This window comes from Wolbachia endosymbiont (group A) of Brachyopa scutellaris, assembly GCF_964026995.1.
In the GTDB taxonomy this organism is placed as follows: Bacteria; Pseudomonadota; Alphaproteobacteria; order Rickettsiales; family Anaplasmataceae; genus Wolbachia; species Wolbachia pipientis.
Map to the genome: position 1 here is coordinate 65,813 of NZ_OZ034720.1, position 14,351 is coordinate 80,163.

At 34.3% G+C, this 14,351-nt stretch carries 14 protein-coding genes and 1 tRNA gene; 9 read left to right on the forward strand and 6 right to left on the reverse strand.

Annotation, left to right across the window (positions count from 1 at the left end):
• Positions 1 to 25: 25 nt before the first annotated feature.
• Positions 26 to 616, forward strand: coding sequence for a dTMP kinase (gene tmk, locus AAGD93_RS00340; protein WP_010081998.1), 591 nt, complete (start codon positions 26 to 28; stop codon positions 614 to 616).
• Here tmk and AAGD93_RS00345 read toward each other — a convergent pair.
• The 5 genes from AAGD93_RS00345 to AAGD93_RS00365 form a co-directional block, all read right to left on the reverse strand.
• Entirely contained in the window at positions 609 to 1,277 is a 669-nt protein-coding gene (locus tag AAGD93_RS00345) for a hypothetical protein (RefSeq protein WP_010081999.1), read from the reverse strand. The genes tmk and AAGD93_RS00345 overlap by 8 nt on opposite strands.
• Positions 1,278 to 1,331: 54 nt before the next feature.
• Positions 1,332 to 2,191, reverse strand: a protein-coding gene (locus AAGD93_RS00350) for an IS630 family transposase (protein WP_341819510.1) whose coding sequence is annotated in 2 segments (ribosomal slippage) — positions 1,332 to 1,867 and positions 1,867 to 2,191 — 861 coding nt in all. Because the reading frame shifts where the segments join, the coding sequence is not laid out codon by codon here.
• A gap of 192 nt (positions 2,192 to 2,383) precedes the next feature.
• On the reverse strand, positions 2,384 to 4,222 hold the full coding sequence (gene ftsH / locus AAGD93_RS00355) for an ATP-dependent zinc metalloprotease FtsH (protein WP_341819511.1): 1,839 nt from the start codon (positions 4,220 to 4,222) through the stop codon (positions 2,384 to 2,386).
• 12 nt (positions 4,223 to 4,234) lie between these two features.
• Positions 4,235 to 5,530, reverse strand: a complete 1,296-nt coding sequence (tilS, locus tag AAGD93_RS00360; RefSeq protein ID WP_341819512.1) for a tRNA lysidine(34) synthetase TilS — start codon at positions 5,528 to 5,530, stop codon at positions 4,235 to 4,237.
• A 169-nt stretch (positions 5,531 to 5,699) separates the two neighbouring features.
• Entirely contained in the window at positions 5,700 to 6,179 is a 480-nt protein-coding gene (locus AAGD93_RS00365; protein WP_341819513.1) for an OmpA family protein, read from the reverse strand.
• Between the two features lie 275 nt (positions 6,180 to 6,454).
• Between AAGD93_RS00365 and AAGD93_RS00370 the strand changes: the two genes are divergently transcribed.
• From AAGD93_RS00370 to AAGD93_RS00395, 6 genes are all read left to right on the forward strand, one after another.
• Positions 6,455 to 7,867, forward strand: a complete 1,413-nt coding sequence (locus tag AAGD93_RS00370) for a carboxypeptidase (protein ID WP_341819514.1) — start codon at positions 6,455 to 6,457, stop codon at positions 7,865 to 7,867.
• Between the two features lie 23 nt (positions 7,868 to 7,890).
• On the forward strand, positions 7,891 to 8,967 hold the full coding sequence (locus AAGD93_RS00375) for a rod shape-determining protein (RefSeq protein ID WP_007548791.1): 1,077 nt from the start codon (positions 7,891 to 7,893) through the stop codon (positions 8,965 to 8,967).
• A gap of 316 nt (positions 8,968 to 9,283) precedes the next feature.
• On the forward strand, positions 9,284 to 10,396 hold the full coding sequence (gene mnmA, locus AAGD93_RS00380; RefSeq protein WP_264337961.1) for a tRNA 2-thiouridine(34) synthase MnmA: 1,113 nt from the start codon (positions 9,284 to 9,286) through the stop codon (positions 10,394 to 10,396).
• A gap of 107 nt (positions 10,397 to 10,503) precedes the next feature.
• Positions 10,504 to 11,730 (forward strand): hypothetical protein, encoded by a 1,227-nt coding sequence (locus tag AAGD93_RS00385; protein ID WP_341819515.1) that lies wholly within the window; start codon positions 10,504 to 10,506, stop codon positions 11,728 to 11,730.
• Positions 11,731 to 11,789: 59 nt separating this feature from the next.
• The gene (gene ppa / locus AAGD93_RS00390; protein ID WP_341819516.1) at positions 11,790 to 12,296 is read left to right on the forward strand and encodes an inorganic diphosphatase; all 507 of its coding nucleotides are present in this window, start codon (positions 11,790 to 11,792) and stop codon (positions 12,294 to 12,296) included.
• Positions 12,297 to 12,340: 44 nt separating this feature from the next.
• Entirely contained in the window at positions 12,341 to 12,598 is a 258-nt protein-coding gene (locus tag AAGD93_RS00395; protein ID WP_341819517.1) for a hypothetical protein, read from the forward strand.
• Here the strand turns inward: AAGD93_RS00395 and AAGD93_RS00400 are convergent.
• Positions 12,553 to 12,708: a hypothetical protein gene (locus AAGD93_RS00400; protein WP_341819518.1), complete on the reverse strand. Its 156-nt coding sequence runs from the start codon at positions 12,706 to 12,708 to the stop codon at positions 12,553 to 12,555. The two genes, AAGD93_RS00395 and AAGD93_RS00400, sit on opposite strands and share 46 nt — an antisense overlap.
• A 120-nt stretch (positions 12,709 to 12,828) precedes the next feature.
• Between AAGD93_RS00400 and AAGD93_RS00405 the strand changes: the two genes are divergently transcribed.
• Together AAGD93_RS00405 and AAGD93_RS00410 are read left to right on the forward strand one after the other, a co-directional pair.
• A tRNA-Ser gene (locus AAGD93_RS00405) sits at positions 12,829 to 12,919 on the forward strand.
• Positions 12,920 to 13,103: 184 nt separating this feature from the next.
• Positions 13,104 to 14,249 (forward strand): SurA N-terminal domain-containing protein, encoded by a 1,146-nt coding sequence (locus AAGD93_RS00410; protein ID WP_341819519.1) that lies wholly within the window; start codon positions 13,104 to 13,106, stop codon positions 14,247 to 14,249.
• The last annotated feature ends 102 nt before the right edge of the window (positions 14,250 to 14,351 follow it).

Genomic DNA, 14,351 nt, shown 5'->3' on the forward strand with positions numbered 1-14,351 from the left:
TTTTAGTATTATAATTATAAAACTTATGTTCATAACTTTCGAAGGAATAGACGGCTCTGGTAAAACAACACAATCTAAGCTACTTGCAAATCATTTTAAGCAAATTCGCGGCGAAAATAATGTGGTATTGACTCGAGAACCAGGTGGCACTAACTTTGCAGAGAAGGTAAGAGGAGTATTGTTAACGAATAATATTGATTCTATTTCTGAACTCTTGCTACTTATCTCGATGAGGCGCGAACATATGAAAAAATTAATATTACCAGCTCTTGCAGAAGGAAAAATAGTGATTTGTGATCGGTTTATTGATTCAACTATTGCATATCAAGGATATGGGTTTGGAGTTGACTTAGGGCTAATAAGGGACTTACATAAGCTAGTGGAAATTAAATATCCAGATATTACATTCATTCTAGATATTGATGTTAAAGTTGGGTTAAATAGAGCAAAAGACAAGAATAAATATGAAGAAATGGATGTTAATTTTTACAATAAGGTCAGAAAAGGATTTCAGGAAATAGCCATAAAAGAGCCCGTTAGGTGCAGTGTTATCACTGGAATTGAAACAAAAAATGATAATCACGTACACAATGAAATTATTGATAAAATCACCTAGCTTGTGATAGAAAATTATCAATTTCAGGTAACATTATTTCATATGAATAACTTTTTGTTTGAGTAGCTAAAAAATCCTGTATTTTGTCTGGATCTTCTTCACTTATCATCTTATATGCCCTTGCGAGGTTCATTAATTCACTTCTATTTTTTTTATTGCTTACTTCAGTAATAGTAAAAAATTGATCAAAATGGTCTAAGAGGTCTTTATTTTTTATTGAAGACACAATATCGTCAATTTCTTTCACATATAATGCAAGTTTGTGTGCTTTACTACGATCTTCAAAACAAAGATTAACAAGCACGTTGCGAAACCTATCTTTCGTAGTACTTCTCACTTCTGCTAATAAGGACTTAATATTTTCTTGGCAATGCACTCTCTTTACCGATTCAGCCGGTTCAACCATACCAAGAACATTCTTTACCAAAGATTTTTCTTCACAACTAAATATGAACATGTAATAACCCATCGATAAAGTGAAGAGCAAGAACATAGCCGGAAGTAAAAACGGAGCTAATACATTTTGTGACGCAGGGAAAATAAACCAGGTAACAGTTGCTATTGACACAGTTACAAATAATCCTGATAAACATAATTGTGCTTTTCTTCTATAATTCTGATCAATAACTGTACTTACACCAATAGAAGCTATATCAATCATTACTCACACCTCATTAAACATTAATATAGCATTTCTCATAATAGTCCGAACAGGTCATAGGAAGGCAGAATCAACAGCACGACGAAAGGATTCGAATAGAGGAATGTTTTTCCTGGCTCTGTTTTTTATAGCAAACCAATGATGCTCAATTTTGTTGAAATCTGGAGAATAAGGCGGCAGATACAAAATTTCTGCACCAACCCCTTTAGCAAGCTCGATAATCTTATCAGACTTATGAAAAGTAGCATTGTCAAGAATGACAGTCTGTCCAGGTTCCAAGATCGGTGTCAAAAATTGCTCAAACCATCCATTAAAAACATCCATATTACAGCGGCCTTCAAAGGTTAACGGAACAACTATCTTTCTTCCACTTAAGGCTGCAACCATACTGATTCGTTGAGTTTTCTTTCCAGATTTTAAGGCATAAAACCGCTGTCCTTTCTGGCAATATCCGTAGGGGTAGTCTTCGGTGTTATCAATGCCAGACTCATCTATATACACTAAGTTTTTAGGTTCTTTTGTCGCTATAATTTTCAAAAATTCAGCACGTTTTTCTTCGTTTCTTTCCTTGTATCCATATGTCTTTTTTTGCGCGTAAATCCAATTTTTTTAAGGGCTCGATAGATCGTTTGGATACTAACGTTGTTCCAAAGTTTAGCCATTTCCGATAGAGTCTTTCCTCCGTGTTCTCTGGCAAATTTGGCAAAGGTATCCCAGTCGGTAATTTTGTGATTGTAACCCCCATTTCCAAGTTTTTTTGATTGAAAGTCTCCTGTTTCTTTTCTTCTTTGCTGCCACTCCCATAAAGTAGTTTGTCCAATCTTAAATCTTGCTGCCACTGTTTCTCTGCTTTCTCCTTCGTCTAGCGCTTCCATTGCTTTTTTTCTTAAATCATAACTATATGCTGCTGGCATTCAACCTCCTTATCATCATCTATCCTTATCCTATCACATCCGGACTTTTATGGAAAGAGCTATACTAACTGAATGATAGCATTATTGTGATGAAAATGCAATATTATGAATATTTTAATACAATTTATATTGACAGTTACAATTCTGAATGTTTTATTGCAGCGTTAGCTGATTAGCATTTTTAAGATGAGGTCAACTCTCATAGAGAGAGGATTTTTTTATTTTCTCATTCTTCTCATTTTCCTCTCTAACAATTTTTTTTCCATTTAATATGTCCTTTATTTCATCTCCTGTTAAAGTTTCAAACTCCAGTAGATTTTCGGCAATGAGATCTAAGCCTTTCTTATGCTTGGTCAAAATCTCTTTTGCTTTTTCATAGCAAGAAGACACAACTTTCTTCACTTCTTCATCTATAAGTTTTAACGTATCTTCAGAAATTATGTCAGAACCATGCATGGTTTGTTCGCGATTGTGATAGATCGGACCTATTTTGTCGCTCATTCCCCATTTTGTTACCATAGAACGTGATAAATCTGATGCTTGTTTTATATCCGAAGATGCACCGCTTGTGACTTTATCATAGCCAAAAATTAGCTCTTCTGCCACACGTCCACCCATTGCAACAGTTATATCTGCTAGCATCTTTTCTCTTGTGAGGGATACTCTATCTGTTTCTGGTAGTCTCATCACTAAACCTAGGGATCTACCCCTTGGAATAATAGTTGCTTTGTGTATCGGGTCAGAGGCAGGCATGTTGATAGCAACTACTGCATGACCAGCTTCATGGTATGCAGTCAGTCTCTTTTCCTCTTCTGTCATAATGAGAGATCGCCTTTCTACGCCCATCATCACTTTATCACGTGCATATTCAAAATTATCCATGGTAACAATTTTCTTGTTTCTTCTTGCAGCAATAAGTGCAGATTCGTTCACTAAATTTGCTAAATCAGCTCCAGAAAAGCCTGGTGTTCCTCTTGCAACTGTTTTCACGTTTACATCTGGTGCTATTGATATTTTCTTTATATGAGTATTTAATATCTTTTCACGCCCATTTATATCGGGTAAAGAAATAGTAATCTGTCGGTCAAAACGACCAGGTCTAAGCAGTGCTGGATCTAAGACATCCGGACGGTTAGTCGCAGCAATTATTATTACACCTTCATTAGACTCAAAGCCATCCATCTCAACTAATAACTGATTTAATGTTTGTTCTCTTTCATCATTGCCGCCACCAAGACCAATGCCACGATGCCTACCCACCGCATCTATTTCATCTATAAAGATTATACAAGGAGCATTTTTCTTGCCTTGATCAAACATATCACGAACACGACTTGCACCAACACCCACAAACATTTCAACAAAATCAGATCCAGAAATACTAAAGAATGGCACATTAGCTTCTCCTGCAATTGCACGAGCAAGTAAAGTTTTACCAGTTCCAGGAGAGCCAATTAAAAGGCACCCTTTTGGTATTTTTCCACCTAATATTTGAAATTTTTGCCTTTGTTTAAGGAAATCAACGATCTCTACTAGCTCTTCTTTTGCTTCATCAATTCCGGCAACATCATCAAATGTTACTTTTTTTCCACTAGTCATGAGTCTAGCTCTTGACTTGCCAAAGCTTATAGTTCTGTTGCCCCCCGCTTGTGTTTGTTTAAGAAAGAATAGCAAAAAGCCAATAAAGATAAATGTTGGGACCCATGAGATAAGTAATCCACCAATTACGCTCATGGCAGAATCTCCAGTTGAAAAGGAGAACCTCACTTTTCTATCATGTAAATTTTTTATTAGGTCGCTATATATGACACCGTTTGAATTGAAACTTGAACCATCCCTGAACTTGCCTTCAATGCTCTGGTTTTTTATAATAATATTTTCTACATCATTGTCTTCTAGTCTAGTTAAAAATTCCGAAAAAGGTATAATTGTTTTACTTTTACCTACATTTCCGCTGAACTGAATATAAGCAACTGAAATAAGAACAATAATTACTAACCAGATCAATAAGCCTTCTAAAAATTTTTTCATTTCTATTTCTAACTAAATACTAATCAAGCTTACCAAATTTTGTTTTATCGTGCTATTAATAATGCATTGAGCCTTATCGTCATTGGTATTTTTTTCGTTATAATTTACATCAGGATAAGCAAGCACCTTTCCATCTTTTAGCACTACAGGCAAAGAATAGAAAACTTCAGGGCAGCAGTTGTAATCCTTCAGAAATTCAGGAACTTTTTGTGTTTTTTTTAATGGAGCGATGATAACTGAACACTCTTGATTTCCGAGTATTGTGCAGCTAAATCTGTTATCCCATTGAGTAGGTTCATTTAAAGGTAGGTTTACGGTAATTTCTTGTATCTTTGACGATTCTCTAATTATCAAGATATTTTCTCCATACTTTCTTATTTTGCACCCAGAAAGTGTACAGTTAACATTACTATCCTTTTGCAATATTTTATTAAATATTACGATAAGGCTATTATACCTTGGTTTATAGTGTTTACTGGCAATTGCCATTATAGAGTAAAGAAGAAGCCTCAAGGCTATTTCCTCTGGCAATTGATAAAATTCACTTAGTTTAATTTCAATATAACCAAGATCATGCACATTAACGCAGTCATTAAACGCAAGGCGTGTGTAGTGCATCAACGCTTTTGCAGCTCTTTTCATATGAAGGGCTGTGAGGCATATTCGCTCTGTTAAAATCTCTTGATTATCACTTGCTTTAAGTAAGTTACGGTATAAAGTTCGCCTGTATTTTAAGTCATAGTTGCTTCTATCTTCGATCCATTTTAACTGGTGAAGCTTAGCGTACTTTTCTATTTCACTACGACTAAAATTTAACAATGGTCTAAATATATAAATACCATTTAGGAAAGACTTGTAGTCCATTGATGATAATCCATCTACGCCGCTACCTCGCTCTAATCTTAATAAGAACGTTTCTGCTTGATCATCTTTGTGATGAGCGACAAGCAAACATTTAACATTATTGTTTTTACACCACTCTGCCAGTAACTTATACCGTGCTTTTCGTGCCTGTAACTGAATATTACCTTTAATGTTTTGCTTTTCCCAATTTAATATGAACGATTCCTTTGCTCCAAGTTCTTTTGCATAACTTATAACAAAATCAGCTTCTTTTTGAGACTCTGAACGTAATCCATGATTTACTGTTAATGCTATAGGAAGTGAAAGCTTGTTTTTTTTTGCCCAGTTAGTCATTAAGTGCAGTAAGACTATACTATCTACACCACCTGATACTGCAACTGCAACTTGATTATTATAGAAAGCAAAACTATTAACCACATTTTGAAATAATAACTCTAATTCCATTATATCTCTTGATGGCCAGATAGTCTCTACGTCATACAGCGACTTATTTGTGGTATATATAGATCCCGCTAACAAGCAACTAAATATGACAAGTTTGTCCTTTTTTGTCCACCCCAGTGCCCTTTCTTTATGTCATCCCAGTGCTTGACACTGGGATCCAGGTTTTAATCTATTTCTTTATTCCAGAAAATGAAAATTCCACTCTACGATTTTTAGCATGCTCTTTTTCATATTTAGAATTTCTAGAATCATCTTTTACATTAACCAAAGGCTCAGTTTCACCTTTAGAAGCAGTTTTTATTCTGTTTTCTATGTAGGGTGTACAACTAACCATAAATTTTTTAGCTGCATCTGCCCTTCTAGCGCCTAGCGCAAGATTATATTCATGAGAACCACGGTTGTCAGTGTGACCAGTTAAAGTAACCTTCGCGTCAGGGTTATCTTGTAACACTTCCATTACGTCAAGTAATACATCTGCACTTACTTCAGCAATACTAGATTCATCATAACCAAAGAAAACTCTTTTATCACCTATCTGCTTAACAACAGAATTCATTTTATTTGTTGTATTTGCTCCTTTTTTTGGGCAAGAACTTACACCAGTAAGTAATAAACAAAAACAGCACATTATAACCAGTCTACTCCACATTACTAAACCTCCATAAATTTTAAATAGTGCGTAACTTTAATTTCAGTAGCTAATATCTCTCCATATTGTAATATAGTCAAGAGAAATAAAATACTAAATACTTTTTCTACAACCTTACAATTAATTTTCCTATAATATGCTGGACTCTGAGTAGAAAAATCCAATAAAAGAATAAAAAGTACAATTTTTTATTGTACTTTAAGCAAATATACTTTTAACTTTATTATTAATCTATCACGATGTTAAACAGATGTTTTCTAAAATAATGAACAAATATGAAATCTTATAAGTTTTTAGAGGAAGTATTATATAGGGTAAAGAATATCGAAAATACGCTAAAAGTACTAAACCAAAGCCAATTGAATATAGAGGACAAAGTTGAACAAATGAGTCTTCTAGAAGAAATCAGACATGAAATTATCTCTCATGACGTAATAAAGGAATCATTAGCAGATGCTCTTGGTAACAAAAAAAGTGCAAATACTCAGCAGCTAAAGTTAATAGAGAGAATACATAAAAGCAACAGTGCTGTTCCTATTGATTTAGTAAAGTCTTTATCCAAAGCTAAGGTTGAATGCCAAAATTTATGGAAGCTATCTCATTCTGAAACCAGTAACTTAGAAAAACTAAAAGAACGTTTTACTGATTTAATCACACTCATTCGCGAAGTAGCTTCTATAAAATCGCAGCAATTAAAATGCTCAAAATACGACTCACTGCTTGCTGACTATGACTCTGATATCACAGAAAAGAATATAAGGGAAGTATTCCCCAAGGTAGGCAAATTTTTTAGCGAAAATGTAGATAAAATAATTGAAAAGCAGAAAAAGGATAAGGTTACTAATATACAAAAAGTTGCTACTCAGAAACAGATTGAACTTGGCTCATTATGTTTACAGCAAATGGGTATTGCACTAAATGAGATTCGTACTTCTTATTACTACCCTATAGATTATGATGAATCTGATTTTTGTTATGGTTTATTTTCACTTTTACGGCATAGTGGTTATGCAATTTATCAAAAATGTTTAGCGCAAAATTCTATAAGTAGCCCAATTATGAGACATGTTATGTATGAAACTCAAGGGTTATTCATGGAAAGGATGATTGGAACATCCAGAGAATTTATTGAGTTCATTCAACCACACATAAAAGAGAAGTTTGCTATAAAAGGCAAAACTAATAGCAGTGTTGAAAATTTGCACTTGGTTTTCAATGAAATAAACCTTTCTTCTTTTTTAAAAAATGCAGATGAATTTAGTCTGTTAGCTCATATTATGTTGAGAACTAAGTTAGAACAAGATATAATAAATGGCACATTGGAAGTCAAAGACCTGCATGATGCGTGGTTGGAAGGTATGAAGCACTATAAAATTCCAGTAAAAGCTAAAAATGAGCTAAACACTTATTTTCAAGATGAATATTGGGCAAGCGGTGTTATGGGCTACTTTCCTATAAAAATTATTGCTTTAATTTCTGCTGTGCAGATTTTCTCTTTCGTTAAAAAGAATCATTACGAATCATTAAGTGCTATAATAAAAGGAGATTTTAGTTTACTTATCAGTTGGTTATCTCAAAATGTATACAGTGCAAAGTGTGGCCTGGAACTGCTAAAAAAAGTAACAGGTAAGGGTTTAGACGTTGAGTGTGTTACTTACTACTTATCTGAAAAGTATAATTTGTCTTAATAAATGGTTTTCTTGAGTTATGTATGAATTTTGTTCGAAAATTAACCGGAAAGTTTTATAGCCTTTTTACTTTCAAAGGTTTATTTGCTAGCGATATTGCTATAGACCTTGGTACTGCAAACACTTTAGTTTATCAGAAAAATCAGGGAATAGTGCTTGATGAGCCTTCAGTTGTAGCAAGAATAAAAGAAAAAGGAAGTTACGTTCCTTATGCTTTTGGTAAAAAAGCTAAAATGATGCTTGGAAAAACGCCTGGAGAAATAGAGGCGATAAGGCCCTTAAAAGATGGAGTCATTGCTGATTTTAAAAGTGCGGAAGAAATGCTAAAATATTTCATACGCAGTGCAAACACAAAATTCACTGTTAATAAACCTAATATTATCATATGCGTTCCATCTGGATCCACGCCAGTTGAAAGGCGTGCTATACAAGATGCAGCAGAAAGTGCTGGTGCAAATGAAGTATTTTTAATTGAAGAACCAATGGCTGCAGCAATCGGAGCTGGGCTCCCGGTTACTGAACCTGAGGGTTCTATGATTGTTGATATAGGAGGCGGTACAACTGAAGTTGCAATTATTTCTTTAGGCGGAATTGTTTATTCACGTTCTGCCAGAGTAGGTGGCGATATTATGGATGAAGCAATAAAATCATATATTCGTGAAAATCATAAGTTATTAATCGGTGAAACAACCGCTGAGAAAATTAAGAAAAGCATAGGTTCAGCCAGTCTGCCAGGTGAAAATAACAAAGAGGGAATGATAATTAAAGGCAGGGATTTAGTGAGTGGCATGCCAAAAGAAATGCTTTTATCAGAATACCAAGTTGCAGAGAGTTTAATAGAGCCTGTACATCAGATAATTTCTGCTATTAAGACTGCGCTGGAGAGCACTCCACCTGAACTTTCTTCTGATATAGTCGATAGAGGAATAGTTTTATCCGGTGGTGGTGGATTATTACGTAATCTAGGTAAAGTTATCAGTGAAACAACAAAATTACCGGTTCGTGTTGCAGATGACCCACTTTGTTGTGTTGCCTTAGGTAGTGGAAAAGTGCTTGAAAACATGGATTATTTTGGCCATGTTTTATTCAAGCAAGATTAAATTGTTTTTGAAGGTAGTTTATCGAATTGTTTTGATGGAATTATGTAATATAAATGAGATCCCAGTGTCATGCACCAAGTAATTTGAAGGCAACTTCTAGCAGAAAAGGGTGTCATCCGAGTAGCTAACACTGGGATCCAGGAAACTTGATTACAAATAAATATGCTGTTTTAATGAATTTGTGTAATAGAAGCTAGATTCCAGTGTCAGCTACTTTCATGACATTATCTACTATGTAAATTGCCCCCAAATCAAAACGTTTGCACAGTTGTATGTTGGAATGACACAAGATTTGCGTTTATAAATTAAGGCGATTATGCTAAAAGAATTTGAAATTGAACCTCTGCTAAAAGATAAAACTCCGCACCAGACTAAGGCTGTTGTTGCAATGTCCGGGGGAGTTGATAGCTCGGTTGCTGCAGCACTGCTACATAACCTTGGGTACCAGGTGATAGGTGTGACTCTTCAACTCTATGGCACTGACGGTAATGCTAACGCAAGAAAGGGTGCATGCTGCGCTGGACAGGATATTTATGACGCTAAGCGCGTGGCTGAAAGTGTTGGCTTTCCTCACTATATTTTAAACTATGAGGAAATATTCAAAAAGGAAGTAATAGAGGATTTTGCGAGTACCTATATGCGTGGGGAAACTCCCATACCATGCGTGAGATGTAACCAAACGGTAAAATTTCGTGATCTATTGCAAGTTACAAAAAATCTTGGTGCGGATGTGCTCGTAACAGGACATTACGTGAGAAGGTTAGAAAAAAATGGTGAGGTAAAGTTGTGCAGAAGCATTGATAAAAGTAAAGATCAAAGTTATTTTTTGTTTGCTACAACTCAAGAGCAGTTAAAGCTTTTGCGATTTCCGCTAGGTGGGTTCTATAAAAGTGATATAAGAAAATTAGCAAAATATTTCAGTTTACAAATTTCTGAAAAGCCAGACAGTCAAGATATATGCTTTGTTTCCGAAAGCTATAGTAAAACAATAGCTAAATTAGCTCCACAATCTGTACAGAAAGGTAAAATTGTGGATGTGAATGGAAAAGTGCTAGGTGAGCACAGTGGCATAGTAAATTTTACAGTAGGGCAAAGAAAAGGCTTAGGTGTTGGGTACAGTGAACCTCTTTACGTGATAAAAATTAATACAGAGAATAATGAGGTTATAGTAGGTCCGATCAACGCATTAATGCAAAAAAAAATATTGATCAAAGAGTTAAATTGGTTAGAACAACCAAAGGAAGGTATGGAAGTAACTGTGAAGCTGAGATCATCACATGCGGGAAGTTTAGCAACAATACATTCAACTGACGAAAAAAATAAAGCCTGTGTCATTTTAAACGACGATTACTTTGGCATCAGTCCAGGTCAAGCCTGTGTAGCGTATAAAGATGAGCAAGTTATCGGCGGTGGATGGATATGTTCTTAACTAAAGGGCTTAATTCTTTGATACAGAGTGTAAACGTACAATAATATTTATTGCTATTTTGCCATGTATCCCTTATACTATAAAGTAGAACATTATAGGTTTTAGCAATGGTTAAGAAAGTTAAAGAACTAATAAAAATTGTTGGTGAGGGCAATTTATTAGAGACGTTATTTATTTTTTTAGGTGGTTTTCAACATGCTGACTTAGATCGTAGTATGGATCACAGAAATCATTTTGGTTTGTCTGAATTCATTAGAAAAAAAGAGGAACCATTAGATAAATATTTTAACTTAAAATTTAGTCTACAAGGGCTGTTTTTAATTTATGCTCAAGCTTATCAAATTCTAAGTGAAAACAATAATCTGAATACTAAAGATGTCATAGATAAAATATATGACGTTATTAAAGGGTCTGAGTTAAATAGAGATATAAATGAAGTAGTAGATGGAAGAAAATTAGATTTACTTAACATCTTAGCAAATCCAAAGAGAGAACCAATATTTAAAACAGAAGAAGATTTTGAAAATAATGTACTTGCTGACATCAAAAAACTGTTAAATGAAAAATCTGATAAAGAGTTTTATTTTAATAAATTTGTTATCGATTGTTACTATTCTACTCATCAAGAGATAAAAGTAGATAGAGATGTGGCTTTATCATTTTCTCTATTATATTCTCTTGGAGGTAGTTATAAAAAACCTTTGTCACCTGATAAAATAGTAAAAAGAAAAGTACTAGAGTTACATGAGAATCTGTTAATAACGCAATATACAATATTCTTAGCTAGCAAACTACACATGATCGGATTATCAAGTAGAGATGGAACCATCAAATATACAATCGACCATGAGGATGTAGATCGACAAGAGAAAGGATTAAAAATGGATGGATCAATATGTCCTATAAATACAAAAAACACCCTGGAACAACTATTAAAAAGCCAGAATAGTGATGAATTTGAACAATTAGTAACAAGCCCTGAGAATAATTCAGTGTTGCCAGAAGAGAACGAATCTAGGCCAAATCTTATCATCAGTAAGAAAAAAGAAAAAGACCATAAAAACACAGTCTGTAAACTTATTTTAGGTATGTTTGTATTATCTGTTGGGTTATATGTTGCTGATTATTTCTTTATGGAGCAAAAATTATTTAATCCAATAAAAGGTCTCCTACCACAGGATAATTTTGTTAATCTAGTAATTGCTGCAGTGCTTACTATCGTAATAGTATATGCTTTATTTCAATTATCACAGGAACCACCACTTTCAACAGTCAATAAGATGACGAATGAAAATTTAGGACAGCCCGTGCAAAATAAGTTTAGAATTACATAAATGTAGCAACTTAAAAGCATATATTGTATAATGCTTATTCTTAAGTTAAGAGGTAATTTATGGATTTAAGTAAAATAACAGCGGGACCAAATGCGGTGAATGTGGTAATTGAAATAAGTGCGAATGCTGAGCCTGTAAAGTATGAATTTAATAAAGAGTTTGGGTTGTTACAAGTTGACAGATTTTTATCTACCTCAATGACTTATCCTTGCAATTATGGGTTTGTACCAAATACCTGCGCAGGTGATGGTGATCCTGTGGATGTTTTGGTGCTAACTCAGTTTCCCTTAGCATCTAGTGTTTTAATATCGGTGCGTCCAATAGGCGCATTACTCACTAAAGATGAAAAAGGAGAAGATGAGAAAATATTAGCAGTGCCTGTTTCCAGTGTTGATAGCTATTATGACAATATAAAGAACTATTCTGATTTATCTAAAAATCTACTAGATAAAATTGCTCATTTCTTTTCTCATTATAAAGATCTAGAAAAGGGAAAAACGGTAGCAGTTGGAGAATGGGTTGGTATAGAAGAAGCAAAGAAAATCATTGAAAAAAGCAGAAATTAGTTTGCGTTGATTTATAGCTAAAGTGGCTTAGGTTTGCCCACAATTTGAAAAATAACAAATTCGTCATTCCGCTACTTGTTAGCGGAATCTATGCTGAGATACCGCGCACAACTGTACGAACATTCATTCTTGAAGGTAAACTGCACAGCAAATGGTGTCATTCCAGTCTGGAATCCAGCCTTGCCGTAATCTCATCAAGAACGTTGTGTTTTAACATAAGATCAGCCACTTTTATGCTTACCAACTTAGTGCCCAATCAAAATTCCTGGATCCCAGTGTCAAGCACTGGGATGACATCATAGGGGCGCTGGGATGACACCCTCCTGCTAGACAACGTTCGTACAGCTATGGAATGAATCGCGGTATGACGTAGGGAAACCTTTCTTGGGTTAGCTATAGATTTTTGTATCACGGGTCTAAAAATTACAGTTGTTCGGAAAAATGTCGCTATTTAATTGGTAAATATTGCAATTAAAAGCATTAGACAGGCGGTAGAGGTCTTGGTATTATATAATCTTTAGGTTCTAAATTTGGAAGGGTGGCCGAGCGGCTGAAGGCGGCGGTTTGCTAAACCGTTATACGACCCAAAAGTCGTATCGAGGGTTCGAATCCCTCTCCTTCCGTATACTGTTTTTAGCACGGTCTAAATTCGCTATACTAGCATGTTTTTAGCCTATTTACCAGCGTACCTGATTTTGTTGCAATGGTTTTTATTTCCATTGTCACTGAGATCACTATTAAAAAGTTGGCTAGCATTGACTCAGTATTTATTATAGAATTGGTTATTAACTAAACAACTTTACTTGTATGTATAAAATACTAATCTTACTGTTGATAGTGTTGCCACTTAGGTTGCTTGCAACCGAGATTGAAATTGTTGCAGATGTAAATGGTGAACCAATTTCAAATTTAGATATCGAAAAACGCATCAACTTTATAAATTCATTGTTTGGCACTCAAAGTGTTAATCAAAAAGAAGCAAAGCCTCAAGTGCTTAGGGAGCTAATAGACGAAATTATCATTATCAATGAAGCACAGAGGCTGAATATAAAATTGAGCAACGAGGAGTTAGATAATGCTATTATGTTATTTTTAACCCAAAGTTTTAAACTTAAGGCTAATGAAGTTGATCAATACATAGAGAAGCATAATATAGATCTTGGTATTTTAAGAAAACAAATAAAATGTCAGTTACTGTGGAGCAAAATTATTGAAGTAAGAATTGTGCCATTTATTAATATAAGCGATAAAGAAGTAGATGATGTAAAAAGGCAAACAGAAAAGCCGGATTATCTTATCACGTTCCAAGAGTTTATAATTCCTGATCAAAAAGACAAGGACGTTTATGGTATAGCTGAAGATTTAGTAAAAAAATCACGCAACAGTAATAACCCAGAATCTCCAATAAAGATGCGTAAAGCAACAGTTAATTTAAGTCAGCTAAAAGGCAAACTCAAGGGCGTTTTAGAAAGATTAGAAATCAGCGATATAGCAGGTCCATTCAGTTTTAGTGAAGGTTACTCTGTTATAAAAGTAATAGATAAAGTACAACTTAATCATGCACTGCTGGAAAGCACTTTAAAATTAAAACAGATTGTGGTTGAAGGTTCAGAAAGTTTATTAGATAATCTCAAGGAGCAAAAAGTTAATTGTTTAAATTTTGATAAATTAGCAGATAATTTTAAGCTGCCAAACGCAAAAGAATTTGAAATAAAAATGCGAGATTTAAATCCTGATTTACAGATTTTATTTAGTAAAACAAGTGTGAATGAAATAGTAGAATTGAGAGAAAATGGCACTGCAAAGTTGATGATGTTGTGTGATATCAAGAGTAATGTAGCGGATATAGAAGCAATTAAACAGCAGATGTACCAACAAAAGATTATGATACAAAGCAACCTGTTATTAGATGATATGCGTAAAAATTCAGCTGTCAGTTATCGGTATAGTTGAAGTCAGAGAGTGTCCTTGTCTCTGTCTTTGTGTATAGAACTATATAAATTACTTTGTTCTATAAAATTTCAAAAAATTTGAACAAATGCAGTTAAAATAGCA

What these genes read in the sequence shown, in the direction of transcription:
- tmk (WP_010081998.1), top strand. Translation starts at nt 26, where the DNA reads ATGTTCATAACTTTCGAAGGAATAGACGGCTCTGGTAAAACAACACAA.
- AAGD93_RS00345 (WP_010081999.1), bottom strand. Translation starts at nt 1,277, where the DNA reads ATGATTGATATAGCTTCTATTGGTGTAAGTACAGTTATTGATCAGAAT.
- ftsH (WP_341819511.1), bottom strand. Translation starts at nt 4,222, where the DNA reads ATGAAAAAATTTTTAGAAGGCTTATTGATCTGGTTAGTAATTATTGTT.
- tilS (WP_341819512.1), bottom strand. Translation starts at nt 5,530, where the DNA reads ATGGAATTAGAGTTATTATTTCAAAATGTGGTTAATAGTTTTGCTTTC.
- AAGD93_RS00365 (WP_341819513.1), bottom strand. Translation starts at nt 6,179, where the DNA reads ATGTGGAGTAGACTGGTTATAATGTGCTGTTTTTGTTTATTACTTACT.
- AAGD93_RS00370 (WP_341819514.1), top strand. Translation starts at nt 6,455, where the DNA reads ATGAAATCTTATAAGTTTTTAGAGGAAGTATTATATAGGGTAAAGAAT.
- AAGD93_RS00375 (WP_007548791.1), top strand. Translation starts at nt 7,891, where the DNA reads ATGAATTTTGTTCGAAAATTAACCGGAAAGTTTTATAGCCTTTTTACT.
- mnmA (WP_264337961.1), top strand. Translation starts at nt 9,284, where the DNA reads ATGCTAAAAGAATTTGAAATTGAACCTCTGCTAAAAGATAAAACTCCG.
- AAGD93_RS00385 (WP_341819515.1), top strand. Translation starts at nt 10,504, where the DNA reads ATGGTTAAGAAAGTTAAAGAACTAATAAAAATTGTTGGTGAGGGCAAT.
- ppa (WP_341819516.1), top strand. Translation starts at nt 11,790, where the DNA reads ATGGATTTAAGTAAAATAACAGCGGGACCAAATGCGGTGAATGTGGTA.
- AAGD93_RS00410 (WP_341819519.1), top strand. Translation starts at nt 13,104, where the DNA reads ATGTATAAAATACTAATCTTACTGTTGATAGTGTTGCCACTTAGGTTG.